Source organism: Streptomyces sp. NBC_01450 (assembly GCF_036227505.1).
Taxonomy (GTDB): domain Bacteria; phylum Actinomycetota; class Actinomycetes; order Streptomycetales; family Streptomycetaceae; genus Streptomyces.
Genome location: NZ_CP109480.1, coordinates 3,178,753 through 3,205,732 on the forward strand (window position 1 = coordinate 3,178,753; position 26,980 = coordinate 3,205,732).

14 protein-coding genes and 2 pseudogenes are annotated in these 26,980 nt (G+C 68.1%); 3 read left to right on the forward strand and 13 right to left on the reverse strand.

The window, feature by feature from the left end; genetic code table 11:
• Nucleotides 1-42 precede the first annotated feature (42 nt).
• The 7 genes from OG568_RS14340 to ngcE all read right to left on the reverse strand — a co-directional run bounded on the left by OG568_RS14340 (nucleotide 43) and on the right by ngcE (nucleotide 8,575).
• Nucleotides 43-1,335, reverse strand: a complete 1,293-nt coding sequence (locus OG568_RS14340) for a sugar ABC transporter permease (protein WP_266429870.1) — start codon at nucleotides 1,333-1,335, stop codon at nucleotides 43-45.
• On the reverse strand, nucleotides 1,332-2,123 hold the full coding sequence (locus OG568_RS14345; protein ID WP_329531822.1) for an ATP-binding cassette domain-containing protein: 792 nt from the start codon (nucleotides 2,121-2,123) through the stop codon (nucleotides 1,332-1,334). The genes OG568_RS14340 and OG568_RS14345 overlap by 4 nt, the downstream gene beginning before the upstream one ends.
• A gap of 202 nt (nucleotides 2,124-2,325) precedes the next feature.
• The gene (locus OG568_RS14350) at nucleotides 2,326-3,423 is read right to left on the reverse strand and encodes a sugar ABC transporter substrate-binding protein (protein WP_329373532.1); all 1,098 of its coding nucleotides are present in this window, start codon (nucleotides 3,421-3,423) and stop codon (nucleotides 2,326-2,328) included.
• Between the two features lie 133 nt (nucleotides 3,424-3,556).
• Nucleotides 3,557-4,756 carry an ROK family transcriptional regulator gene (locus OG568_RS14355; RefSeq protein WP_329363263.1) on the reverse strand — a complete coding sequence of 400 codons (1,200 nt, stop codon included), beginning with the start codon at nucleotides 4,754-4,756 and terminating at the stop codon, nucleotides 3,557-3,559.
• A gap of 460 nt (nucleotides 4,757-5,216) precedes the next feature.
• The gene (locus tag OG568_RS14360; RefSeq protein WP_266429876.1) at nucleotides 5,217-6,140 is read right to left on the reverse strand and encodes a carbohydrate ABC transporter permease; all 924 of its coding nucleotides are present in this window, start codon (nucleotides 6,138-6,140) and stop codon (nucleotides 5,217-5,219) included.
• Nucleotides 6,141-7,064, reverse strand: coding sequence for a carbohydrate ABC transporter permease (locus OG568_RS14365; RefSeq protein WP_266586693.1), 924 nt, complete (start codon nucleotides 7,062-7,064; stop codon nucleotides 6,141-6,143).
• A gap of 59 nt (nucleotides 7,065-7,123) precedes the next feature.
• Nucleotides 7,124-8,575: an N-acetylglucosamine/diacetylchitobiose ABC transporter substrate-binding protein gene (gene ngcE, locus OG568_RS14370; protein WP_329531823.1), complete on the reverse strand. Its 1,452-nt coding sequence runs from the start codon at nucleotides 8,573-8,575 to the stop codon at nucleotides 7,124-7,126.
• Between the two features lie 675 nt (nucleotides 8,576-9,250).
• Here ngcE and OG568_RS14375 point away from each other — a divergent pair.
• Complete coding sequence (locus OG568_RS14375; protein WP_329531824.1) at nucleotides 9,251-13,012, forward strand: GH92 family glycosyl hydrolase; 3,762 nt, start codon at nucleotides 9,251-9,253, stop codon at nucleotides 13,010-13,012.
• 68 nt (nucleotides 13,013-13,080) lie between these two features.
• Here the strand turns inward: OG568_RS14375 and OG568_RS14380 are convergent, their stop codons facing one another.
• The 3 genes and pseudogenes from OG568_RS14380 to OG568_RS14390 form a co-directional block, all read right to left on the reverse strand.
• Nucleotides 13,081-16,365, reverse strand: coding sequence for a GH92 family glycosyl hydrolase (locus OG568_RS14380; RefSeq protein ID WP_329531825.1), 3,285 nt, complete (start codon nucleotides 16,363-16,365; stop codon nucleotides 13,081-13,083).
• Nucleotides 16,366-16,709: 344 nt separating this feature from the next.
• Nucleotides 16,710-17,197 (reverse strand): annotated as a pseudogene (locus OG568_RS14385) (cellulose binding domain-containing protein); the annotation flags it as partial.
• A 2-nt stretch (nucleotides 17,198-17,199) separates the two neighbouring features.
• The gene (locus OG568_RS14390; RefSeq protein WP_329531826.1) at nucleotides 17,200-18,522 is read right to left on the reverse strand and encodes an RNA-guided endonuclease InsQ/TnpB family protein; all 1,323 of its coding nucleotides are present in this window, start codon (nucleotides 18,520-18,522) and stop codon (nucleotides 17,200-17,202) included.
• 23 nt (nucleotides 18,523-18,545) lie between these two features.
• Between OG568_RS14390 and OG568_RS14395 the strand changes: the two are divergent.
• Nucleotides 18,546-18,683 (forward strand): annotated as a pseudogene (locus OG568_RS14395) (IS200/IS605 family transposase); the annotation flags it as partial.
• A 337-nt stretch (nucleotides 18,684-19,020) separates the two neighbouring features.
• On the opposite strand, the gene OG568_RS14400 reads toward OG568_RS14395, so the two are convergent.
• From OG568_RS14400 to OG568_RS14410, 3 genes are all read right to left on the reverse strand, one after another.
• Entirely contained in the window at nucleotides 19,021-20,388 is a 1,368-nt protein-coding gene (locus OG568_RS14400) for a DUF3500 domain-containing protein (protein ID WP_329531827.1), read from the reverse strand.
• A 312-nt stretch (nucleotides 20,389-20,700) separates the two neighbouring features.
• A complete protein-coding gene (locus OG568_RS14405) occupies nucleotides 20,701-22,263 on the reverse strand; it encodes a sensor histidine kinase (protein WP_329531828.1) in 1,563 nt (520 codons plus the stop codon).
• On the reverse strand, nucleotides 22,260-22,946 hold the full coding sequence (locus OG568_RS14410; protein ID WP_329531829.1) for a response regulator transcription factor: 687 nt from the start codon (nucleotides 22,944-22,946) through the stop codon (nucleotides 22,260-22,262). The genes OG568_RS14405 and OG568_RS14410 overlap by 4 nt, the downstream gene beginning before the upstream one ends.
• 334 nt (nucleotides 22,947-23,280) lie before the next feature.
• On the opposite strand from OG568_RS14410, the gene OG568_RS14415 reads away from it, so the two are divergent.
• Entirely contained in the window at nucleotides 23,281-26,949 is a 3,669-nt protein-coding gene (locus OG568_RS14415) for a S8 family peptidase (protein WP_329531830.1), read from the forward strand.
• The last annotated feature ends 31 nt before the right edge of the window (nucleotides 26,950-26,980 follow it).

Here is a 26,980-nt window from a genome sequence, read left to right on the forward strand (position 1 = left end):
GCACAGGATCAAAGGGGCCTGAGTAGCGCCCCGACGGCTCCGCTACGCGCGGCCGGCCGTCTTCTGCGTCTTGCGGGTGACGGCGTCGATGACGACCGTGGCGAGAAGCACACCACCGGTGATCATGTACTGGATCGGCGACGCGATGCCCTGCAGCGCCAGACCGTACTGGATGGACACGATCACCAGCACACCCAGCAGCGCGTTCCACGTACGCCCACGACCACCGAAGAGGCTGGTACCACCGATGACCGCGGCGGCGATCGCGTTCATCAGGAGGTCACCGGCGCCCGCGCCCTGGTTGGCGGAGGCGATCTTCGAGGCGATGAACAGACCACCGATGGCGGCGAACGTACCGGAGATCGCGAAGACCGAGATCCGGACCATCTCCACGTTGATACCGGCACGCCGGGAGGCCTCGACGCTGCCACCGAGCGCGAAGATCTTCCGGCCGTACGCGGTACGGCGCAGCACGAAGTCCGTGATCAGCAGCACCGCGATGAAGATCACCACGGCCAGCGGCAGGCCCTTGTACTGGTTGTAGGTGATCGCCACGGCGAAGGAGACGATCGCCAGCAGCGCGGTGCGCAGGATGGTCTCGCTCAGCGGCCGGGACGGCACACCCGCGGCCTCGCGGCGCTTGTTGCCGTAGAAGGAGGTGAGGAAGAACACGGCGGTGACGCCGATGGCGAGCGCGTAGGCGGCGGCGACATCGGTGAAGTAGTAGCTGGTCAGCTTGGCGACGAGGCCGTTGCTGTCCAGGTTGATGGTGCCGTTGTCGCCCAGGATCCGGAGCATGAAGCCGTTCCAGAAGAGCAGACCGGCCAGGGTGACGGCGAAGGCCGGCACACCGATGCGAGCGAACACGAAACCGTGGATCGCGCCCGCGACCGTGCCCGTGAGGATGGCCAGCACGAAGGCCAGCCACTCGTTCATGCCGTGCGTGACGTTCAGCACCGCGAACGCGGCGCCCGCCACACCGGAGACCGAACCCACCGACAGGTCGATCTCACCGAGCAGCAGCACGAAGACGATACCGACGGCGATCATGCCCGTGCCGACCATGGCGACGGAGATGTCGGACAGGTTGCCCGCGGTGAGGAAGTTGGAGTTCAGGCTCTGGAAGATGATCCAGATGATGACCAGACCGAGGACGACCGGAATCGAACCCAGGTCACCGGCCTTCATCTTGCGCTTGAACTCCGCGGCGTAGCCCGCGAAACCCTGCTCGCGGACGAGGAGCCGGGGGTCGACCGCGGTGACCGCCGCGGCGGCCGCCTCGGGGTTCTCCACGACGTGGTCCTCGGGGGTCTCAGAGGTCTTGTCGATGCTCACTTCTGAGCCTCCCCATTGCTGCGCGCCGCACGACGGGTCACGGCGTTCTCCGTGGCGCCCGTGATGGCGGAGATGATCTCTTCCTGCGAGGTCGACTTGACCTCGAAGATGCCGTTGTTGCGCCCCAGGCGCAGGACGGCGACCTTGTCGGCCACGGCCTTCACGTCCGCCATGTTGTGGCTGATGAGGATGACCGCGTGGCCGCGCTCGCGCAGTCGCTCGACCAGGTCGAGGACCTGGGCGGTCTGCTCGACACCGAGGGCCGCGGTGGGCTCGTCGAGGATGACGAGCTTGGGCTCGCCGAGCATCGAACGGGCGATCGCCACGGTCTGGCGCTGACCGCCGGAGAGCGAGGCGATCGGGATGCGGACGCTGGGGATCCGGATGGACAGCGTGTCCAGCAGCTCGCGGGAGCGGCGCTCCATCTCGACCTCGTCCAGGATGCCGTGCTTCATCAGCTCCCGGCCCAGGTAGAGGTTGCCGACGACGTCGATGTTGTCGCACAGCGACAGGTCCTGGTACACGGTCGCGATACCGAGGCCCTGGGCGTCTTGCGGCTTGTTGATGCGGACGGTCTTGCCGTCCCACTCGATGGCGCCCTCATCGATGGGGTGCACGCCGGCGATCGTCTTCACCAGCGTGGACTTTCCGGCGCCGTTGTCGCCCACCAGGGCGACCACTTCACCGGCGTGGACCTCAAGCTCTACATCGGTGAGCGCCTGGACGGCACCGAATCGCTTGGAGACCCCGCGCAACGCCAGAACAGGCGTAGCGGACACGTGAACCATCTCCTTCGCCGCCTGACCCGGCGGGAGGTTGTGCAGAAGTTTGTGGAGGGGGGTGTTCCGTCCGGCGCCCCGCCCTAGCTTTGCGGGGCTGATGGATGCGGGGCGCCGGAGGGGCTTCGATGACGCAAGTCCCGTACGGGAATTCAAGAACGAATTCCCGTACATGGATAGGGATTTGCGGCGGCTACTTCAGCTGCTCGGACTACTTGATGCCGAGCGCGTCGCACTTCGCCTTGTAGGCGCCGGTGCAGATGTCGCTGACCGTGTAGAAGCCGTCCTTGAGGACGGTGTCCTTGATGTTGTCCTTGGTCAGCGAGACGACCGGGACGATGACCGAGGGGATCGCCTTGTCGGTCGGGCTGTCGACCTTGTCCTTGGCGATGGTGTCGAGCGACTTGCCCTGGGCGATCGCGACGGCCATCTCGGCGACGGTGTTCGCTTCCTGCGGGTAGGACTTGTAGACGCTCATGAACTGCTCACCGGTGAGGATGCGCTGCACACCCGCGAGCTCGGCGTCCTGGCCGGTGACCGGGACGGAGATGCCGGCCGCCTTGAGGGCGGTGATGATACCGCCGGCCATGCCGTCGTTGGCGGAGTAGACGCCGATGACGTTCTTCTTGCCGAGGGCGGTGATGGCGCCCTCCATGTTGGCGTTGGCGTTCTCCGGCTTCCAGTCCTTGGTGTCGTACTCCTTGCCGATGTTCACCTTGCCGTCGAGGACGGAGTGGGCTCCGGCCTTGAACTGGGCGGCGTTCGGGTCGGTGGACGAACCGTTCATCATCACGATCTTGCCGGACTTGGCCTTGGAGCCGAGCGCGGTGAGGAGCGCCTGGCCCTGGGTCTTGCCGACGGTCGTGTTGTCGAACGAGGTGTAACCGCTGATCGGGCCCTGCGCGAGACGGTCGTAGGCGACGACGGGGATGCCGGCGTCCTTGGCCTTCTGGACCGAGTTCTTGATGGCCGCGGAGTCCACAGCGTCGATGATCAGGACGTCCACCTTGTCGGTGATCATCGTCTCGACCTGCTGCGCCTGCGTGGTGGCGTCCTGCTTGGCGTTGGCGTACTGGAGCGTGCCCTTGCCGTTCGTCAGCTCCTTGACCTTCTTCTCGATCAAGGGCCGGTCGAACTTCTCGTAACGCGCGGTCTGGTTCTCGGGAAGGAGCAGACCGACCTTGATCGCGTCGCCCTTCTTGGCGGAGCTCGAGCTGTCGCTCTTGTCGCCGGACTCCTTGGCACTGCCACAAGCGGCCAGCGAAACGGCCATCGCACCAGCGGCAACGGCAAACGCGGCACGACGCATACGCGTGTTCACTTCAGAAACCTCCCTGACGAGGCCGCGTCGTTGCGGCCGAGGTGGCTGGAAGTCAACTCGGCCACGCGTGCGACGTCAAGAAGTAAATACTTAACGAGATGGCAACGGTGCCATGCGTTCTCTAAGTGAAGGCAGGGGTGACCGCGGCCAGCGATCCGTCCAAAAGGGTCGAATCGCCCATCTCGCTGAGCGCGAGGGCGAGCGCCCCGAGCACCTCCGCACGACCGCCAAGTGCCCCTGGGAGCACCGAGAGTTGACGTGCGGCGCTGGGGATCGCATACCGGCTGACCGACTCCCTGATGGGCCCGAGAACGAGCTCCCCGGCCTCGGCGAGGTCGCCGCCGAGAACCACCCGGCTCGGGTTCAGCAGGTTGCACAGATTGGCGACCCCGCTGCCGATGTGACGGCCGACGTCGGCGATCACCCGACGGCAGCCCGGATCGCCGTCCCGAGCCAGTCTGACGACGCCTTCCATGGTCAGGTCCGTGCCGTGACTGGACTGCAGGAGCGGCAGCACATAGCGCGCCGCCGTAAAGGTCTCCAGGCAGCCCCGATTGCCACAGCGACAGACGGGACCGGATTCATCGAGAGTGATATGGCCGATTTCGCCCGCCGTGCCGCCGGGCCCGCGATAGATCTTGCCGTCGATCACCAGCCCGGCGCCGACACCACTCGCGACCTTGATGTACGCCAGGTCCTTGACCCCGCGCCCACTGCCCCAGACCAGCTCGCCGAGCGCGCCGAGGTTGGCGTCGTTGTCCACGTGCACGGGCACGCCGAGCCGCCCCCGCAGCTCCTCGGCGGGCTTCGCGCCGGTCCAGCCCGGCAGGATCGCGGTGGACCCCAGGGTCCCCGACTCCACGTCGATCGGGCCCGGCACGCCGAGACCCACGCCCGCGATCTTGGACCGGTCCACCCCGGTCGCCGCGATCAGGCGGCTGACCAGCTCTTCCGCCCGGTCGAAGCCCTGCGCGGCGCTCGCGTCCACGTCCAGCGGCTCGGATTCCTCGGCCAGCACCTGGTGGGCGAGGTTCCCTACCGCGACGCGCAAGTGCGTATGGCCGAAGTCGACACCGATGACGATGCCGGCGTCACCGCTCAGGGACACGCTGCGGGCCCTGCGGCCACCCGCCGAAGTGGGGGTGACCTCGACCGTTCCGCCGTCCTTGAGCTCCCGGACGATATTGGAAACGGTCGCGGCGGAGAGGCCCGTCGTCCTCGCGATCTCCGCCTGCGTGAGCGAACCGGCAAGGCGCACCGCACGTACGACGCGCTCCAGATTGGCTCGGTGCAGCGACGACTGCGACCCCGGAGTCTCCACGACGACCTCCCGCGTACGAGGCCGCCACAATGAGGCCCCGCCTATGTCCAACTAGTGAACTCTAAGCTGAGCTGTTTGGGTTACCTCCCGTCAAGAGGTTGAGCTGCATCCGACGCGGACGAGCACACGTGTGCGGTACAGACCGTGGTGTGGATCCTTCTATGACCCAGGTCACACCCGGACTGATTACAACTTGTCACCGTCTCCGCCGCACAAGATCAAGACCTCGCGGGCCGATGGGCCGGGCGTGGGCTCCCGCGGAATCCCCGCGGCCGGATGGAGCCGTTCAGGGGGAGCGGGCCGTACGGGACCGACCGGGCGGGACCGAATGGAGGGAGCCGAATGGCGGGACCGAGTACGCGTGATCCCCTCCGGGTATTCGGAGGGGATCACGTACTCAGGATTGCGTATTCCGGGGAGTTCCCGGTGTCCGGCGGATTGGGCCGTCACCTCACTCGGCCTACTTGAGAGCCCCCGCTGTCAGCCCCTGGACCACCTGTCGCTGGAAGATGATGTACGCGGCCAGCACGGGGAGCATGGCCATCACCAGGCCCGCGAAGAGGCCCGACCAGTCGCCCTTGTAGCCCTGGCTGGTCGCCAGCTCGACAAGGCCCTGGGAAAGGACCTTCTTGTCGGGGTCGGTGTTCAGCACCGTCGGGAGCATGTACTGGTTCCACTGGCCCAGGAAATTGAAGATCCCGACGCTGATCAGGCCCGGTTTGGCCATCGGCAGCATGATCTGGAAGAACGTCCGGGTGTGCGAGGCGCCGTCGACGAACGCCGCCTCGGCGATCGAGGTCGGCAGTGTCCTGAAGAACGAGGTCAGGAAGAAGACCGTGAACGGCAGCGAGTACGCGATGTAGACGAGGATCAGACCCGGCAGCGTGTTCAGCAGACGCATGTTGTTCAGGACGTAGAACAACGGCACCAGGGCCAGCATGATCGGGAAACTCATTCCTCCGACGAAGAGGAAGTAGATGAAGCGGTTGCCCGGAAACTCGAATCGGGCGAGGACGTACGCCGCCATCGAGCCGAGCACGAGCGTACCGGCCAGCGAGAAGCCCACCACGATGAGCGTATTGCCGAAGTAGTCGCTCATATGCGCCTGCGACCAGGCGCGCGACCAGTTGTCGAAGTGCAGTTTGTCCGGCAGCGACCAGGGCGAGCTGAAAATGGAGTCGTCGTCCTTGAAGGACGTCATCACCGCCCACAACAGGGGCAGCACGACCATGATCGCCCAGATGATGAGAATGCCGTGCGAGAAGGCGTTGAGAACGCCGCCCTCACTGCTCTTCGCCTTCTCCGGCGGCGCCTTCTCCTTCGTCACCTGCCGAGGACGGTCCTCGACCGGCTCCAGGGGCGGCGGGGTGTCAGTGGTCTTCATCTAGAACTCCAGCCGCTCGCGCCGGCCCAGCCGCATCACGATCGCCGCGAACAGCAGCGTGACGACGAGGAGCGCGACACCGATCGTGGTGGCGTAGGCGGCGTTCGCGTCACGGAACGCCGATTGGTACACGTACAGCGGAAGGACCGTGGTCGAGTAGTCGGGGCCGCCGGGACCCACGGTCATGATCTGCACGGCGGCGAACGCCTCGGCGCCGAGCGCCAGGATCCCCATGTACACCCAGCCCGACTGCACGGTGTCCCAGAGCAGCGGAAGGGTGATCTTGAAGAAGGTGGTGGCGCGGCTCGCGCCGTCGAGCAGCGCGGCCTCGTAGAAGTCCTTCGGAATCGACGCCATGCCCGCCGAGAAAAGCACGACGAAGAACCCCACCGTGCTCCACAGCAGCACCGCCATCACACACCACAGGGCGAGGTTCGGGTCGCCCAGCCAGTCCGGCTGGACACTGCCGAGGCCGATGGCCTTCAACGTCCCGTTGATGACGCCGTCGTTGGGGTTGTAGGCGAATTGGAAAAGCAGGGAGACGATCGCGATCGACAGCACCTGCGGGAAGAAGTAGGCGATTTTGTAGAAACCCGAACCGCGCACTCCGGTGATGGCGGCGCCTTTCCGGCGCCGCCCACCGACATTGAGCATGAACGCGAAGAACAGCGCGAGGCCCAGCGTCACCAGCGGCAGCAGCAACGCGAACAGCAGACTGTGTTGCAACGACTTCCAGAAGATGTCGTCGTCCAGCATTCTGCTGTAGTTGGCGAAACCGACCATCTTGAAGTCGGGGCTCAGACCGGTCCAGTCCGTGAACGAGTAGTAGATGGCCTGGACGAAGGGCCAGATCACGAAGATCGCGTACAACGCCAAGGGGGCCACCAAGAACCCCACAATGAACCGGTACTTGCCGTGTTGCATGGTTACCGACCCCGATCGTTTCGCGGATGCCGCCGCCGGCGACGCGTGGACACGCGCCGCTACTGGTGCTTGTAGTGCTTGATGGACTGGTCCTTGGCCGCCGCGTCCGCGTAGCCCTGGATCTTCTTGATGGCCTCGGCCGGGGTCAGCCGCCCTGCCATCATCTCGCCGAGACCGGCGACACCGATCTGCTCCTTCTGCAGCTTCACGTACCAGTCCTGCAGCCGCGGGTTGACCACGTTGGTCCCGGCCTTCTCCAGGGCCGCGACACCGGACTTGAGGCCCGGGGTCAGGGTGATCCCGTCGGTGCCTCCGTTGAAGGCGGTCAGCGACTTCACCTGGCTGGTGAAGTTCTTCGAGGAGGCCTCGCTGAGCATGATGCGCAGCTGCTCCATGCCGCCCTCGGCGTTGCTCGCCTTGGCCGGCACGATGAACGGCTCGCCGCCGGAGGCCCAGATGGTGCCGAACGGCATCTTGTCGGAGCTGTCCAGGCCGGTCGGGCCGCTGACGGCCAGGTTGAAGTCCTTCGGGATGACGTTCGCGGACTCGTTCTCCACCCAGGAACCGTTCGGGATGAAGAGCGCCTTGCCCTTGGCCCAGGCGGTCTGCGACTGGATGTGGTCGATGCCCGGCGTGCCCTTGAGGATGTAGCCCTTCTTGTAGAGCTCGTAGTACGCCTCGAAGGCGGACTTGACGGCCGGGTCCTTCCAGGCGTTGGGCTCCAGGTTGTCGATCTTGTCGAGAACCTCGCGGCCACCGATCTTGGCGATGAAGGGGTAGAGCGAGAACGGCAGGTAGTACGGGTACTTGCCCGCGTACGTCCAGCCGGCGATGCCCTTCTTCTTCGCCTTCTCGCACAGCGCGAGCATCGCGTCCCAGTCCTCGGGGTACGTCGCGTCAAGCTTGTCGAGGGCGGTCTGTGAGTACCACACACCGTAGACCGTGTACGCGTAGTACATGATCCACACCGGGTCGCCGTCGAACTGGCCCATCTCGACGATGCCGGGGCGCAGCGTGTCGCGGACCTTCTTCGACGGGTCGTCGATGGACGGCGCGTCGAGGAGCGGGGTCAGGTCGGTGAGCTGCTTCTTGCCGACGAGCACGCCCATGTCCATCTGCTGGGCGCCCGAGTTGTCGATCAGGTCCGGCGGGGTGCCGCCGTTGAACTTGGGCTGCAGTTCGGACTGGATCTTCTGGGTCGCATGGAAGTTGACCTTGACCTTGGGGTACGCCGCCTTGTACTGGGCGTTGGCGTCGGTCGCGTACTTCGTACCGAATCCGCCGTCGAAGATGACGACGGAGAGCGGGGCCGTCTCGTTGACGCCCAGCGGGTTCTTCGTGGTCTTCTTGCCGGCCTTGGCCTTGTCGCCCGAACCGCTGTCGCTGCTCGCACAAGCGGACAAGAAGCTCATCGTCGGTACGGAAATCAGGCCGAGCGCCGCGGACCGCTTGATCAGGTCACGGCGTCCGACACCCTCGGTGTTGCTGTGCTCGGCGGAAGTGGATCCCATGCTCAAGTCCTCGCCTTCTCCAGGACTCAGGCGGTGAACCGGATCCTCCCCGGCACCGCGGTTAGGTCAAGCTGGGGTCGTGCGTGAGGGATTCAGTTGGTCAACGCGGCGATCCCTGCCCGTCACACTGGCCGCCGACGTCCGATTTCCCCCGGGACGTGCCTGTCCGCGGCCGTCGAACGGCTGGGCGGACGCCGACAGGTATAGTCCATTTCCCGTCAGCGGAGCAAGATCGAAAGCGGGTTTACCCGCGGGTCTTTTCCGAGTTGAGACCTCACGGAAATATGGGACGTCCGCGACTTCCCAGGGGGAAGATCAACAGGGTGCCAATCTCCCACCATGGGAGTAATGCGCAGCTCGTCGCACGATATTCATCCCGGACGCCACATCCAACACCCTTGACACCACTGACAACTTGACTCCCTACTGGTCCTTGCGCAGCAAATCTGACAACGTTGTCCAGGGCTAGGTGAGTGAGCCTCAGGGGCGCGCCCGTGTCAGGAGTTGCGAGCGCGCGGAGGCCCGAAGGGTTGAGCGCGGTCGCCCTCCCGACACCGGCCGCAGCACCCCGGAGGTGAGCGAGCCGAAGAAATGGGAGGGTGCTCGCGCATGCAGCACAGAGCTCGGTACAGACGGAGTTCTTCGGCTCTGTTCAGTTGGAGTTCCTCAACGATAATGGGGGTGGTAGCGCTTTCTCTGGTCGTGGCCTCACAGGGCACCGCGATTGCCCTTCCGGCCCAAGCGGCGTCCGCCGACCGCGAGTTCGCCTCCTCGTTCGAATCGGGTGATCCGGCGCCCACCTGGATCAATGCCGTCGACACGGGAGCAGACGGGGCAAAGCGCTCGTCCGGTGTCGACGGTGGTTACAGCACCGGCATCCCCGGCAATGTCACCGACCACGTCACGGACGTCCGCGCGAGCGGCGAGAACACCGGCGCGGGGGAGGTGAAGGAGAACCTCGTCGACGGCGAGTCGAGCACCAAGTGGCTGACCTTCGAGCCCACCGGCTGGGCGGAGTTCGACTTCGACGCCCCGGTCAAGGTGGTCACGTACGCGCTGACGTCGGCCAACGACCATGACGAGCGCGACCCCCAGGACTGGACCCTCCAGGGCTCCACGGACGGCAAGGACTGGAAGACCCTGGACACCCGCTCCGGCGAGTCCTTCGGCGAGCGGTTCCAGACGAAGTCGTACGACATCGCGAGCCCCGTCGAGTACCAGCACTTCCGGCTCGACGTCACCAAGAACAACGGCGGTGACATCCTCCAGCTCGCCGACGCGCAGTTCTCGACGGGCCAGAGCGACGACCCGACCCCCAAGGACATGCTCTCGCTGGTGGACCGGGGCCCGAGCGGCTCCCCCACCGCGAAGGCGGGCGCGGGCTTCACGGGCAAGCGGGCCCTGCGCTACGCCGGTACGCACAAGGGGGACGGCCGGGCGTACTCGTACAACAAGGTCTTCGACGTGAACGTGGGCGTCGGGCGCGACACCGAGTTGTCGTACCGGATCTTCCCCTCGATGGCGGACGGCGACCGGGACTACGACGCCACGAACGTGTCGGTGGACCTGGCGTTCACGGACGGCACCTATCTGAGTGACCTGAACGCGGTCGACCAGCACGGGTTCGCGCTGACCCCGCAGGGCCAGGGCGCGGCCAAGGTGCTCTACGTCAACCAGTGGAACAACGTCGCCGCGCGGATCGGTTCGGTCGCGGCCGGCAAGACCGTCGACCGGATACTCCTCGCCTACGACTCCCCCAAGGGCCCGGCGAAGTTCCGCGGCTGGCTGGACGACGTGGCGCTGAAGACCATGGCGCCCGAGAAGCCCAAGGCGCATCTGGCCGACTACGCGCTGACGACCCGCGGCACCAACTCCAGCGGCGGCTTCTCGCGCGGCAACAACTTCCCGGCGACGGCCCTCCCCCACGGCTTCAACTTCTGGACGCCGGTGACCAACGCGGGCTCGCTGAGCTGGCTGTACGACTACGCGCGCGCGAACAACGCGGACAATCTGCCGACGATCCAGGCGTTCAGCGCGAGCCACGAGCCGAGCCCCTGGATGGGTGACCGGCAGACCTTCCAGGTGATGCCCTCGGCCGCCTCCGGTACCCCCGACACCGACCGCAACGCCCGCGAGCTCGCCTTCCGGCACGAGAACGAGACCGCGCGCCCGTACTACTACGGGGTGACCTTCGAGAACGGTCTCAAGGCGGAGATGGCGCCCACCGACCACGCGGCGGCCCTGCGCTTCACCTATCCGGGTGAGGACGCGAGCGTGCTCTTCGACAACGTGACCGAGCAGGCGGGGCTCACGCTGGACAAGGACAACGGGATCGTCACCGGGTACTCGGACGTCAAGTCCGGGCTGTCGACGGGTGCGACCCGGCTCTTCGTGTACGGGGTGTTCGACGCGCCGGTGACGGACGGCGGCTCGTCCGGCGTCAAGGGGTACCTGAAGTTCAAGCCCGGCGCCGACCACACGGTCACCCTGCGCCTGGCGACCTCCCTCATCAGCGTCGACCAGGCCAAGGACAACCTGCGCCAGGAGATCCCCGACGGCACGTCGTTCGGCACGGTCAAGGAGCGGGCGCGCAAGACGTGGGACAAGCTGTTCGGCAAGGTCGAGGTCGAGGGCGCGACACCGGACCAGCTGACCACGCTGTACTCCAGCATGTACCGGCTGTACCTGTACCCCAACTCCGGATTCGAGAAGGTCGGTTCGAAGTACCAGTACGCCTCGCCGTTCTCCGCGATGCCCGGTCCTGACACCCCCACGCACACGGGGGCGAAGATCGTCGACGGCAAGGTGTACGTCAACAACGGCTTCTGGGACACCTATCGGACGACCTGGCCGGCGTACTCCTTCCTGACGCCCTCTCAGGCGGGTGAGATGGTCGACGGGTTCGTGCAGCAGTACAAGGACGGCGGCTGGACCTCGCGCTGGTCCTCCCCCGGCTACGCGGACCTGATGACCGGCACCTCCTCGGACGTGGCGTTCGCCGACGCGTACGTCAAGGGCGTGGACTTCGACGCGGAGGCGGCCTACGACGCTGCCCTCAAGAACGCGACCGTCGTCCCGCCGGCCTCCGGCGTGGGCCGCAAGGGCATGTCGACCTCCCCCTTCCTCGGCTACACCAGCACCGCCACCGGTGAGGGCCTGTCGTGGGCGATGGAGGGATACGTCAACGACTACGGCATCGCCGAGATGGGCCAGGCGCTCTACAAGAAGACCGGCAAGAAGCGCTACAAGGAGGAGTCCGCGTACTTCCTCAACCGGGCCCAGGACTATGTGAACCTCTTCGACTCCAAGGCCGGGTTCTTCCAGGGCCGCGACGCGCAAGGCAACTGGCGGCTCGACTCCTCCAAGTACGACCCGCGCGTGTGGGGCTACGACTACACCGAGACGAACGGCTGGGGGTACGCCTTCACCGCGCCGCAGGACTCGCGGGGCCTGGCCAACCTGTACGGCGGCCAGAGCGGGCTGGCCCAGAAGCTCGACGCGTACTTCGCCACTCCCGAGACGGCCTCGCCGGACTTCGTGGGCTCCTACGGCGGGGTCATCCATGAGATGACCGAGGCCCGTGACGTTCGGATGGGCATGTACGGGCACTCCAACCAGGTCGCCCACCACGTGAACTACATGTACGACGCGGCGGGCCAGCCCTGGAAGACGCAGAAGAACGTCCGCGAGGTCCTCTCCCGCCTCTACACCGGCAGCGAGATCGGGCAGGGCTACCACGGCGACGAGGACAACGGCGAGCAGTCCGCCTGGTACCTCTTCTCCTCGCTCGGCTTCTACCCGCTGGTGATGGGCAGCGGCGAATACGCCATCGGCTCGCCGCTGTTCACCAAGGCGACCGTGCACCTGGAGAACGGCAAGGACCTGGTCGTCAAGGCCCCGAAGAACAGCGCGAAGAACGTGTACGTGCAGGGCGTGAAGTTCAACGGCCAGCGCTGGACGTCGACTTCGCTCCCCCACTCGCTCCTCTCTCGTGGCGGCGTGCTGGAGTTCGACATGGGCTCCAAGCCGTCGTCGTGGGGTACGGGCAAGAACGCGGCGCCCGTGTCGATCACCCAGGACGACAAGGTGCCCACGCCCCGCGCGGACGTCCTCAAGGGTGACGGCGCGCTCTTCGACAACACCTCGGCGACGGACGCCACGGTCACCTCGGTCGACCTGCCGACGTCCGCCGCGGCCAAGGGAGTTCAGTACACCCTGACCTCGTCCTCGGACCACACCAAGGCGCCGGGCGGCTGGGTCCTGCAGGGCTCCTCCGACGGCACCACGTGGACCGACCTCGACAAGCGCTCCGGGGAGTCCTTCACCTGGGACAAGCAGACCCGGGTGTTCTCGGTCGCGCATCCGGGCTCGTACACGCACTACCGCCTGGTCCTCGACAGCGAGGCGACCCTCGCGGAGGTGGAACTGCTGGGCTGACGCCCTCACATGGACGGGGCGGGCGCGGAGGTCACTCTCCGCGCCCGCCCTGCTGTGTGGCCGTTGTCTCAGTTCACCGCGAGGGTGAACACGTGCAGGTCGGCGTTGTCCGGCAGCTTGACGCTCTTGACGGTCTTGCCGGACGGGGCCTGGAAGGGCTTCGTCGCGAAGACGTACGTGGCCACCGGGTCCTTGTCGGCGCCCGCGACATTCCGGTACGCGGCCTCGGCGACGACCTCGTTGCCGTACTGGACGGTGCCGCCTCCGCCGCCGACGGTCCAGTCGGTGAAGGAGAGATCGACGGAGTCCGTGCTGCCGTCGGTGTACGTGACGGTCGCGCGGGTCTGCTGATTACCGTTGACGGCACTGCCGATGAAGGACAACTCGGCTGCCGGATGGGCCAGTTCGATCGCCTGGGTGGTCGCCGAGGCGTTGTCGGGGCGGCCGGTGGGTGAGTCGGGCCAGGTGTACGTGAGGCCGTCCACGGTGCCCTGGGTGCCGGGAGCCAGGCCGGCGGCGGCGAGGGCCTGACGGGAGTAGCTCCAGCCGCCCCCGTCGTAGTCGGCCTCGTCGTGGTCGCCGGTGTCGTCGGAGACGCCGGTGTTGTTGTAGGCGGCCAGGAGGGAGCCGGGCGCCGCGACGGTCAGGGCCACCGGCTGCTCGTACGAGGTGGCGCCGGACGTCACGGTGACCTTGACGTCGTAGAAGCCCTGCCGGGCGGTGTCACCGGCGGACAGGGTGATCTCCTGGGAGCCGTCGGTCACGGTGCCCTCGGCGGGGGTCGCGGTCACTCCGGCCGGGGCGTCCACCTTGAAGCGGACCTCGGGACCCGTGCCACCGCTCAGCGCGAGAGCCCGGATGTCGAGCTTCGTGCTGCCGCCGGGGGCGAGCGTCGCCGCGGTCGGGCCGACCCCGATCTGATACGGCTGCTCACCCTCCCGGAAGGACGGCGGGGCGTCCGCCGGGTCACTGCCCCAGGTGCGGTTCGGGGTACCGGAGAGGGTGTAGTCGAGCGTGCCGCCGTCGCGGACGAAGGAGGCGGGAAGCCACGGGCGGTCGCTGGTACGGCCGTTGACCTTCAGCGACTGCACGTACGGGGCGTCGGCGGCGGCGCCGTTCGCGCGGATCTCGATGTCGTTGCCGCCTGGCCGGTTGATCTCCACCCGGGTGAACAACGGTGAGGCGAGGACGAGTTCGGCGCGGGAGGGGACCTGCGGATACATGCCGAGCGCCGAGAAGACGAACCAGGACGACATCTCCCCGAGGTCGTCGTTCCCGGGGATGCCACCCGGCTGGGTCGACCACAACCCCGTCATCGCGGCGCGGACGGTCTCCTGCGTCTTGTAGGGCGCGCCCGCGTAGGCGTACAGGTAGGGCACGTTGATCGACGGCTCGTTGTCCAGCTCGGACTTGTCGCCGCCGCTGCCCGTGAAGGCCCAGCTGCCGTCGGAGTTGTGGAAGAAGGTGTCGAGACGGTCGAGCGCCTTGTCCCGGCCGCCCATCGCGGCGAAGAGCCCGGCCGGGTTGTGCTGCACCATCCAGGTGTACTGGGCGGCCGTACCCTCCACGAATCCGTTGCCGGTCGCCGGGGTGAAGCCGGTGACCCAGCTGCCGTCCGCCTTGCGGTTCGCGATGTAGCCGCCGCTCGGGTCGGCCGCGATGTTGAAGTTGTTCTGCCACCACTGGGAGCGCCGGGCGAAGTCGGCGGCCGTCTGCTTCTTCCCCGCCGCCGTGGCGAGTTGGGAGAGCGCGAAGTCCGCGCCGGACATCTCGAGGGTCTCGGCGGCACCGCCCCAGGCGTTGGACACGGACGGCATGTAGTGCTGCTCGAGGTACTTGTCGAGCGAGGGCCGCTGTCCGACGGACAGGACCGGCTTGCCCGAGGAGGAGAGGTCGCCCTCGGTGGGCACGGTCGCCGCCTTGACCAGTGAGTCCAGCGCGCCGCGCAGGTCGAAGTCGGTGCCGCCGAAGGCCCGGATGCCGGCGAGCGCGGTCGGGGACGGGTCGCCGTTCATGACGTGGGTGCCGCTCGCCCCGTGCAGCCAGCGGTCCCAGACGCCGCTGTTCTGCCGGGCGAGTTCGAGCAGCGACTGAGCGATGTCGGATCCGGTGTCCGGGCTGAGCAGGGTCAGCAGCTGGACCTGGGAACGGTAGACGTCCCAGCCGGAGAAGGTGCCGTACTGGGCCCGGTGGCCGCGGCCGACGACATGGACCTTGTCGTCGGGGCCCCGGTATCTGCGGTCGGCGTCACTGATGACGTTCGGGTGCAGGAGGGCGTGGTAGAGCGCGGAGTAGAAGGTGGTGCGGTCGCTGTCGCTGCCGCCGCCGACCCTGATCGCGCCGAGCTGGTCGCGCCAGGCCCGGTGGGCGGCGTCCTGGACCGAGGCGAAGGAGCGGGACGGCGGGTTCTCGGCCGCGAGGTTGGCGGCGGCGCCCGCCTGGCTGACGTACGAGACGCCGACCTTGACGTTCACGGGGTCGGCGCCGGGTTCGAACTCCACATAGCCGCCGGCGCCCTTGCCCGCGGCGGGACGACCGCCGTTCGCGAAGCCGCCGGTGCCGCCGCTCGCCTCCGTGGACCCCGGGCTCAGCTTCTCGTCCTGCCAGGTGCCGGTCGACTTGAAGTCGCGGTCGAAGCGGGCGGTGAAGTAGAGGGTGTAGTAGGCGCGTTGACCCTCCGGGTCGAGGTAGCCGCAGAAGTTACCGGAGGTGACGGACCCGGAGACCGTACGGGTCGCCGGGTCGATCTTCACGGTCGAATCGGTCGACCCGACCTCGGAGCCCGCGCTGCGGATCAGCAGCGAGGCGGGCTTGTCGGCGGGGAAGGTGAAGCGGCCCGAGCCGGTGCGCGCGGTCGCGGCGAGGTCGGCGGTGACACCCGAGGAGAGACCGACCTTGTAGTGGCCCGGTTCGGCCTTCTCGTCGGAGTGCGCGAAGTCGGCCGCGTACACCGCGTCCTTGGTGTCGCTCGCCGGGGAGGACGTGACCTCACCGGCGTACGGGAAGAAGGGGATGTCGCCGCTGCCGCCCGCGCAGCCCGTGCCGGACATGTGGGTGAGGCTGAAGCCCCTGATACGGGTGGCGTCGTACTGGTAACCGCCGGGCGCGGCCGTGCGGGTGGCGTCGCCGCGGGTGTTCTCCGGGCTCCAGGAGAGCATGCCGAAGGGCACGACGGCGCCCGGGAAGACGTTGCCGCCGTTCTTGGTGCCGATGAGCGGGTCGACGTAGGTGGTGGGGTCCCGGACGAGATCCGGTGGTGCGGCGGTGGCGGCCACCGCGGGGGTGACGGCGGGGGTGATCCCGGCGGCCGCCAGGACGACGGCGAGCAGGACGGATGACGGACGGAAACGCATGACGCGGCCCCTCCTCCTTCGGACGGGTCGCGCACCACAGGTCGCACAAGCCGCAGGGACAGTAACGTGCGCCACGGGTACCACGGAAGACCGCATACGGCCCCCCAGACACGCTCGGCGCATACCCCTATGGCGCAACAACCCCCTCAGTGACGCCTCAACGGCCCCCAACTCCCTTGACATCGTTGTCGGTTGAGGCGGTAAAGTCATGCGCACACCAATCGACAACGTTGTCGCACGCCTCGGTTGTCACAAGCCACGCACCATCCCGGGCAACACCCCCTGAACCCGGGCTCGCGGACCGGGTGAGTTCCACCCCACCCACCCGGTCCGCCCAGAGCCGGTCAGCCGACCTGACAGGGAAGCGCGGTGGCGGGATCACCGCCGGATCCCGAGACGACGTACCCGAAGGTCGCGCTCTTCCCGGGATCCAACGCGCCGTTCCAGTCGGCGTTGTGCACCATCACGTCCTGGCCGCTGTAGGTCGCGTTGCCGTTCCAGAGGCTGACGACCGACTGCCCTGCCGGCAGGGTCCAGTCGACCATCCAGCCGAGCATCGGCACGTCTCCGGTGTTGGTGACGGTCACCTCGGACTGGTAGCCGCCACTCCAGCTGTTGGTCGTACGACGGGTGGCGGAGCAGACGCCGGGCGGGGGCTCGGCGGGGTTGCCGGGGTCGTGAATGCCCGTCACTTCGCCGTTGCCGCCGTCGAAGACGACGTCCGAACAGGAGTAGAAGGTCTCCCTCCTTGTCCTGTCCCGAGCCGGGCCGAGTGGGCCGAGCGCTGCCAGACCATTTGAAGTGGTCTCCTGGCTGAAGCCGGGAGAGTCCCACCTACCTTGCGGTGGCGGGCTTGACGCGACGAGCGCGCCTGACGGCTGCCCTCCCGGCAGCCGGGATCGCCACGTGGCCGATCCGATACAGATGCAAGACGTTGCGGGCTGCGTTCCAGTCCGCGTTTGCCCGGAACCCGCAGTCGGGGTTCTTGCACATGAACGTGGCCTGATCCTCCCGGCTGCCGGGCGTGGTGAAGCCGCACGCCGAGCAGCGCAGGGAGGTGCCGGGGGCGGGGACCTTGTGCAGGGTGCCGCCGCGCCGGGCCAGCTTGTAGGTGAGCATCGTGACTGTCCTGCCCCATGCCTCCTGGCTGATGGAGCGGTTCAGGCCGGCCTTTTGCGCGACGTTCTTCCCCGGCTCCTCGACGGTGCCCCGGGCGGACTTGACCATGTTCGTGATAGTGAGCTGTTCAACCACCACGGTGCCGTACTGGTTGGCGATGGCGGTGGTGGTCTTGTGTTGCCAGTCAACGGCTCGGCGCGTGGCTATTGCCCGGAGCTGCTTGATCTGGTCGTAGGTGCTGCGCAGACGGTTGGAGCTGCGCTCGCCCGGTTTGCGGAAACTCCTGCGGTGCGCCGCCCGCTTTTCCAGGCGCAGGAGTTTGGCCTTCTCCTTGGTGTTCAGCCACTTGTCGCGGTCGGCGGTTTTGTCCGGGAGGCGGGCGGGCCGGCCGTGGTCGAAGTGGTTGCCGTCGGAGAGGGCCAGGGGCAGGTTCACCCCGGCGTCGATGCCGACCCGGGGCCCCTGATGGGCCTCGGGCGCGGCTTCGAAGGTCTGGACGCGGAAGGCAATGTGCCAGCCCAGCGCATCCTTCACCAGCCGTGCGCCGGTGATTCGGTTGTCCTTGTCAGCCCGTTTGCCCACCGGCAGGTCCCTGGTCCAGCGGAAGCGGACCCGGCCCACCTTGGGGATGTTGACCACGCCCCAGCGACGGTGCACGCGGATGACGCTCAAGTCCCGGCCCTGCGGGATGTCCACACTCATGACAGAGCGGATGCGAGACTTGAAGTTGGGTGCTTCGGCGCGTCCGTCCCAGTAGTTCCTCCACGCCTGGAAGTACGTCTTGAGTACTGCCTGAGCGGCCTGAGCGGGAAGGACGGCGAGCCAGTCGAGATCCTTGCGGGCCTGGCGGATCGCGGCATCGGCGGCGGCCAGGGAACGCTTGTCCTTCGGCAGCATCGTCCACCAGTCGTGCAGCAGGTTCCACATGGTGCGGGCCGCGTGCGCCTGGTCGTCGATGGCCCGGACCTGCGCAAGGGTCAGTGCAAGCCGGGCGCGATGCGCGAACTGCCGCTTCCCCCATGCACGTTCCGTGGTCACGCCATCACAATATCATTTGTCCCATATCGCCGTGCCATAGGCCAAACCCCGACATGCACACCGGCCGCCACGTCGTCTACAACCTGCATGTCCACTTGGTTTTCGCCGCCAAGTACCGGTGCGGCGTCTTCACCGCCACCATGCTCACCAGGTGCGAGGAGGACGAGGAGGAGGGAACGGCGGCGGGCAGGTCGCGATAATCGGGATCTTGTCACGTTCATGACAGCATCGCGCATGACGAAGAGACCCTTCGCTCGATGTCGCGGGAATGTGAGGTGAGGCGGGAGCGACTCCCGGCGGGTTCCGGTCCGCCACATGGGAGCGCTCCCACCTCGTTCGGAAGTTAGCGCGCACAACCACCTCTGTAAACGCTTCACGTGTAAGCGCTTCACGCACGAGGGCCGCACCCCCTGACAACGGGTGCGGCCCTCGCCATGACGGAGAAACCACTCAGGTACGGATATTCCTATGACTGAGAAACCACCCGAGTCGGTCACGTCACCGATGGTGGGGTGACGTCAGATAGTGCTGTCGAAGAAGCTCCCTCCCGTAGTCGTTGCCGTTGGGCGTGCGGATGATGGAGTGGACGTGCTTCTGGGTCGCGCCGCTGCCCTGCGTGGCCCCGTACGCGCCCGCGAGCGGGCCCGGGGCCTGGCAGTCGACCTCGACCCAGACGACCGGGCTGTGCACCCGGACGTAGAAGGCGGAGTCGTCGGCCGTGCCGCCCGCCCAGGTCACATACGTGTCGTCGAGGTGCCTGCGGACCTCGGCCATCCGCACCTTCGCGACATCGGCCTTCCCACGGCCGACGAAGGCCCCCACGATGCCGAGAAGCTTCTTCCTCTGCGCGCCGTTCAGGACGTCGGCGCGCAGACCGGTGTACGTCTGCACGGCGTTGTCGGAGAAGGCGCCCGCCTTCATCGACTCGTTCGACTTGGTCGAGGACTCGATGGCGACCGCCTGCTGCGCCGGAGTGAGGGAGTTGACGAACGCGAGGCTCGCCACGACCTCCTCGTGACAGACCGTCACGGTCTCGCCGTCGATCTCCATCGAGGTCGGCTCGGAGCCCCAGAAGCAGGGGCTCATGACGACCTGGTCGCCCAGCACGAAGTAGTTGACGACCAGGTGGTGGCCGTCGAACTGGAAGCCCCAGGGCTCGGTGGCCGACGGGGTGCCCATCAGGGTCCAGTGGTACGCGTCCTCGTTGAAGGAGTTGGTGTTGCCGATCGCCTCGCCGGCCGCCTGGTTGATCCTGCGGATCCTCTCGGTGGTCTCCAGGCCGTCCGCGCTGAGCGCCGACTTCAACAGGCCGGTCCCCAGCGCTTTCTGGGCGTCCGACATGTCGGCGAGAGTGACGCCCTGACGCGTGTACGAGTCGATGTTGCTCCACAGGCGCCACTCGGTGGAGCGGACGGTGAACTGCGTCGCGGCCTTCTGGGTGTCGGTGAGCCCGGCGAGGAAGGCGTTCGCCGCGGTGATCACGGGAGCGGTGTCGACTTCGGTGGAGTGGATCGTGTAGAGGTCGTCGATCCGCCTGCCGTCGGTCGTGAGGCCGAAGAAGTCCTCCGTGATGGTCTGGTTGCCGGGGCCGCCCGCACCGCCACCGGGGCCGCCGCTGGGCGCGCCGCTCGGTGCGGCGGTGGGGGTGGCGGAGGCGTCGGCGGTGGGGGTGGCGGTGTCGTCGGCGAGCGCGGTCCAGGCGCCGGCGCCGCCCATGGTGGCGACGGCCGTGGCGCCGCTCGCGAAGAAGACCTTGCGCATGAAGTTGCGCCGGTTCGCGCGGGCGGGGGACTCCGTCCCGGACTGCGGACGCGTCCGCGACCGCGGCTCTGTCGCCGCGTGCTCCCCGGTGTCGAGCTCGGTCATCGTCGCTGGATCCCTTCGTCGCGGGCACGTCCGAGGTGGACGGCCGGGCGCGTACGACTCTGGGCGAGCAACCTGAGGCAAACCTGAAGTGCGGCGGGTGAAGGTCCGGCCAGCGCGGCGGCGGAAGGTCGGGCTCGAGGACAACGAACCGCTCCCTTCCGGGCACCGGGGCGGGCCGCTGTCGCGTCGCCCGCGCTTGGCGCGCACCTCGATCTGACGCCTGCGAACGTATGTCGCCGCCGAAGAAAGTGTCAACAATTCCGTTGACTTTCATGGCGGGTCCACAGGACGCCAGGAAGAGGGCGCTGCGGGTCAGGCCGACGCGGGGGCCGGAGAGGGCGCCGGGGTGGACGCCGGGTCCGGGGTCCTGGCGCCTTCGGCCGGGGGCAGCTCGAGCGTGAACTCCGTACGGCCCGGGGCGCTCTCCACGCGGATGCGACCGCCGTGGGCGACGGTGACCGCCTCGACGATGGCGAGTCCGAGGCCGGAGCCGCCCTCCGTGGGGCCGCCGCGGGCGCGCGAGACATCCCCCCGTGTGAAGCGTTCGAAGACCGACGGGAGCACGTGCTGGGGGATACCGGGGCCGTCGTCGCGGACACGGATCACGCACGCCGCTTCCGTGGCCTCCACCGAGGCGACCACGGTCGTGCCCACGGGTGTGTGCACACGGGCGTTGGCCAACAGGTTGGCCACCACCTGGTGCAGCCGTGCCTCGTCGCCGACGACCAGAGCCGGGGAGTCCAGCAGCAGCGCCAGCTGCCAGTTGTGGGTGTCCCCGGCGGCCCGCGCGTCCCACACCGCCTCGGCGACCAGTGCCGCGAGGTCCACCTCGGCCGCGTGAAGTGGCCGGCCCTCGTCCAGCCGGGCGAGCAGCAGCAGGTCCTCGACCAGGCCGGTCATCCGGGCCGACTCGGCGGAGACCCGGCGCCAGGCGAGGGTCGGTTCGATCCTCTCGGTGCCGCGGTTCATCAGTTCCGCGTATCCGGCGATGGAGGCGAGAGGCGTACGGAGTTCATGGCTGGCGTCGGCGAGGAAGCGGCGCATGCGTTCCTCGCTGCGGCGCATCTCCTCCTCGCCACGCTGGCGTTCGGCGAGCGAGGACTCCACGTGGTCGATCATGCGGTTGAGGGCGGCGCCGACCTGGCCGGCCTCGCTGCCGGGGTCGGTGTCGCGTTCGGGGACGCGGGTCAGGGCGGTGACCTCGCCGTGCCCCAGCGGGGAGCGGGAGACCTCGACGGCGGTGGCGGCGACCCGTCCGAGGGGGCGCAGCTGACGCCGTATGACGACCGCGCAGACGCAACCCGCCGCGGTGAGGCCGACGGCGGCCACCACGCCCTCGACCGCGACCAGACGGCCGATCATGTCCTGTACGTCGCCCATGGGGAGCCCGGTGAGCACGGGGACGCCGTCGCCGCCGAGGGCGGTCACGCGGTAGCTGCCGAGGCCCGGGACGGTGCGGGTGTGCAGGGAGCCGTCGGTGGTGATGCCGTCGAGGGCGGCGCGCTGGGTGGCGCTGAGGGTCTGCTGCCCGCCGTCGTGGGTGACGACCTCGGCGGCGAGGATGTGCCCGTCCTCGCCGAACCGGGCGGCGAGCGTGCCGACGGCCTGTCCCCGCTCGTTGAGGAACCCCAGGTCCGTGTCGTCGCCGCTGCGTCGCTGGAGCCCGCCCTGGCTGCGCTCGGCGGCGTCGGTGACGCGCTGGTCCAAGTTGCCGAGCAGGTAGGAGCGTTGGGCGAAGACGGTGGTGAGGGCCATCGCGGCGCAGACGGCGACGAGGATGGCGCCGATGAAGAGGAGGAGGCGGGTGCGCAGGGACCGGCCCCGCGGGGAACGCGGGCGCGCGGAACCGGCGCGCGGGGTGGTGCGGAGGCTCATCTCCCGTCCTCCACCGGCCGGATCGCGTACCCCACCCCACGCACGGTGTGGATCATCGGCGCCCGCCCTTTGTCGATCTTCCGGCGCAGACTGGAGATGTAGACCTCGACGAGGTTGCCGCCGCCGTCGAAGGAACTGCTCCACACGTGGTCGAGGATCTGGGCCTTGCTCAGCACCTGTCGCGGGTGGCTCAGCAGCAGGCCGAGCAGGTCGAACTCCTTGGCGGTGAGCTGGACCAATGTGCCGTCGCGGCGCACTTCGCGGGTCTCCTCGGTCAGAACGAGATCGCCGAGCACCAGGACGGAGCCGTCGGTCCGGATCGGCTCGGCTCCGGCCCTGCGCAGCAGTCCGCGCAGCCGCAGGACGACCTCCTCCAGGGAGAAGGGCTTGGTCACGTAGTCGTCGGCGCCCGAGGACAGGCCGTCGATGCGGTGCTCCAACGCGTCGCGCGCGGTCAGCATGAGAACGGGCAGTCTCGGATTCTCGTAGCGCAGCCTGCGCAGTACCTGGAGTCCGTCGAGGTCGGGCAGCATCCCGTCGAGGACGACCGCGTGCGGGGCGCAGCCGCGGGCGGCGCGCAGCGCGCTGTGCCCGTCGGCGACCGGGTAGGGCCGCCAGCCCGCCTCGGTGACGGCCACGGACAGCAGCTCGGTGAGTGCGGGTTCGTCGTCGACGATCAGCACGCGAACGCGGTCGCCGGAGACACGTTCGCTTGAGGCACGTGTGCCGCGGACACGTTCGCTTCGGGTGCCAGACATATGACGATCCTGTCCCGGTTCGCTGGGAGAACCCTGTGTTCCGACTTTGCCGCAGCCGTGCGAAAGGTCGAACGCGAGCCGTTGATCGGGGCGAACGCATCGGCGCGGCTCGCCGGGCCACCCGCGAAAACCATCAACTCCCTTGACCGAAGGGGGCATTGGCACGGCCCGGCCACAGGAATCCCTTGAGCCCCTTCGTGCTCGGCCCGCACGCTGGTCCAGACCTCACCAGGTCTCTCAAGGGGAGGAAAGCCCACAGATGCGAAGACTCCACGCCCTCTGGGCCATGGCAGGCGCCGCCGCTCTGCTCGCGGGTGCGGTCGCACCCTCGACAGCGGCCCCGACCCCCGCGCCGGACGCCCCATCGGGCACGGCGCAGGGCAGCACCCGGACCGTCACCCTCATCACCGGAGACACCGTCTCCATCACCCCCGGACCGGACGGAAAGTACGCCGCCGACGTCCGGCCCGGCAAGGGCCGCGAAGGCGTCAACTTCGTGACCACCGAGCAGAAGGGCGAGGTCAGCGTCGTCCCCGAGGACGCGATCCCGCTCGTCCAGGCGGGCCGCCTCGACCCGGCCCTCTTCAACATCAGCCAACTCGTCGAGCAGGGATACGCCGACGAGAAGACCGGCGCCATCCCGCTGATCGCCACCTACGAGAAGGGTGCCGAGACCCCCGAGGGCGCGCGCCGGACGCGCGCCCTGCCCGGTATCGGCGGCGCCGCGCTGAGCGCGCGGAAGTCGACCGCGTCGACCACGTTCTGGGCGGACATCGCCCCGGCCCCCGGCACCTCCCCCACCGCGAAGGCCGCCCGGCAGCTCGGCGACGGCCTCGACAAGCTGTGGCTGGACGCCAAGGTCTCGGCATCCCTCGACGTCAGCGTCCCGCAGATCGGCGCCCCCGACGTGTGGAAGGCCGGTTTCGACGGCAAGGGCGTCAAGATCGCCGTCCTGGACACCGGCGTGGACACCGGACACCCGGACCTGGCGGGCAGGATCGCGGAGTCCGAGAGCTTCGTGCCCGACGAAGGGATACAGGACGGATTCGGCCATGGAACGCACGTGGCCTCCACCCTCGTCGGCTCGGGCGCGGCCTCCGGCGGCCGGTACAAGGGCGTGGCGCCGGGCGCGGAACTGGCGGTGGGCAAGGTCCTCGACGACACCGGACACGGCCAGGAGTCGTGGATCATCGCGGGCATGGAGTGGGCCGCCCACTCCGGCGCGAAGGTCGTCTCCATGTCCCTGGGCGGTACGGCGTCGGGTCCCTCGGATCCGCTGAGCGAGACGGTGGACCGGCTCTCGGCGTCCACCGGAACCCTGTTCGTCATCGCGGCGGGCAACGCGGGCCCCTCCGCCGAGACCGTCGGCACGCCGGGCATCGCCGACTCGGCGCTGACCGTGGGCGCGGTGGACAAGTCGGACCACCTGGCGTCCTTCTCCAGCCGTGGCCCGCGCCTGGGTGATTCCGCGGTCAAGCCGGAGATCACCGCGCCGGGCGTGAACATCACGGCGGCCCGCGCCTCCGGCACCTCCATGGGCACGCCGGTCGACGACTACTACACGACCGCGAGCGGTACGTCGATGGCGACCCCGCATGTGGCGGGCACGGCGGCGCTGGTGGCACAGGCACATCCGGACTGGACGGGCGAGCAGATCAAGGAGTCCCTGGCCAGCACCGCCAGGACGCAGTCGGACGCGGACGTCTACCAGCAGGGCGACGGCCGGGTGGACGCGGTCCGGGCGGTCGAGCAGGGCGTCTTCGGGACCTCGACGCTGAGCTTCGGCACGTACGACGACGACGCCACCGGCATCGACAGCAAGGACATCACGTACACCAACACCACCGACAAGGCGGTGGAGTTGAAGCTCGCCTCGACCCTGGCCGAGGCCGCGCCCGGCGCCGGTTCGGTGACCGTGCCCGCGCACGGCACCGCCACCGTCCCGGTCTCCGTCGACCCCACGAAGGAGGACCAGGGCCGGTACTCGGGTCACGTCACGGCGAGCGGCGACGGCGTTGTGGTCACCACAGGGGTCGGCTTCGAGAAGGCTCCGAAGGCGTTCGAGCTGAAGGTGAGCCTGATCGGCCGCGACGGACAGCCGATCACCGGATCCGCGCTGTACACCATGCAGGAGCTGAACGGCGCGATCTCCAACCAGTACGGATTCATGACCGCCGCCAACACCTGGCGGGTCCCGGCCGGCACGTACTCCATCGGCACCTGGATCTACGACCGCGACGGGGGCGGCGTGGCCGTCGGCACCTCGGTCGTCGGCGATCCCGAGATCAAGGTCGACGGGAACACCACGATCACCCTCGACGCCCGCAAGGCGGTGGAGATCGAGCCGAAGACGAAGGAGGACTCCGAGTCCAAGGGCTTCACCACCTCCTGGCACCGCGAAGGGCCGGGCAGCTCCTTCGGGATGTCCTACGGCCAGGGCTGGTGGACCAAGCACATCTACGTGGCGCCGACCAAGCCGGTCACTCAGGGAAGCTTCGAGTTCTACTCCAAGTTCCGCCTGTACGCGCAGGAGTTGACGGCGAGCGTCGTCGGCCCGGAGAAGCTTCCGCTGTCGATGTACTACTCGCAGACGTACAACGACTTCCCGACGAAGATCAGCGGTAGCCACACCGTGCGGGCGGTCGACGCGGGCGGCGGCACCGCGGCCGACTTCGCGGGGCTCGACGTCAAGGGCAAGGTGGCGGTGGTCGGGCTCGGCGCGACCGAGCGGTCGGATGCCGCCCTGGCCAACGCGACCGCGGCCGGGGCCGGTTATCTCATCACCTACCGCAAGAAACCCGGCTTCTGGCTCGAAGCCGTGGACCACGCGACCACCGTGCCCCTGATGATCGCCACCGGCGAGGAGGGCGCCAAGCTCACCAGCCTGCTGCGGACCGGCAAGAAGGTCACGCTGAAGCTGGGCGGAACGCCGGTCAGTCCGTACGTCTACAACGTGCTGTTCGCGCAGAAGGGTGCCATCTCCGCGAACCAGACGTACAAGGTCGACAGCTCCAACACGGTGAAGCAGACGGCCCGTTACTACGGCTCCCAGGCCGGCGGGATGGGCCTCGACACCGCGTACACGTTCCGTCCCTATCAGCTCTTCGGCGTCGACAGCGGCCAGTACATGCAACTCGGCACCTCGCGCACCGAGTACTACAACGTCGACCCCGACACCCGCACCTGGCATGTCGTCTACCCCGACTGGCGGGCGAGCAAGGGCCAGTGGAGTCCGCTGCGGACCTTCGACAAGGCGGGCACGGCACCCACCGAGGACTGGCTGCGCCAGGTCGTCCGCCCGGTGAGCAGCGAAGAGTACGGCCCCTCGCAGCGCACCGGTGACCAACTCACCATATCCGTGCCCGAGTTCGGCGATTCCACGATCGGCCACTACGGATACGTGGACGGCACGCAGGACACCGCGAAGGGCAAGCTGTACGCGGACGGACAGCTGGTCGGCGACTCGCTCATCGGCGGGTACGGCGTCTTCACCGTCCCTGCGGCGCAGACCTCGTACCGCTTCGTGCTCGACGCCCAGCGCAGGGCCGACTGGGCGCGGTACTCGACCAGCACGCACACCGAGTGGTCCTTCGCCTCGGCGCACACGACCACGCAGACGGCGCTGCCGGTGCTCTCCGTCGACTACGACCTGCACGGGCTCGATCTGCTCAACCGCGCCGAGGCCAAGAAGAAGACGAAGCTCGGACTCTCCCTCCGGGACCAGGCGGGGAGCGTCAAGGCCGGTTCGCTCAAGGCCTGGGTGTCGTACGACGACGGCGCGTCCTGGAAGGAGGTGAAGGTCCGCCACGGCCGGGCTGAGATCAAGCACCCGAAGGGAGCGGAGTTCGTGTCGCTGCGGGTGCTGGCCTCCGACAGTGCCGGAAACCAGATCGACCAGACCGTGCTACGGGCCTACGGCCTGAAGTAGACCACCGCTCAACACCCGTGCAACAGGCCTG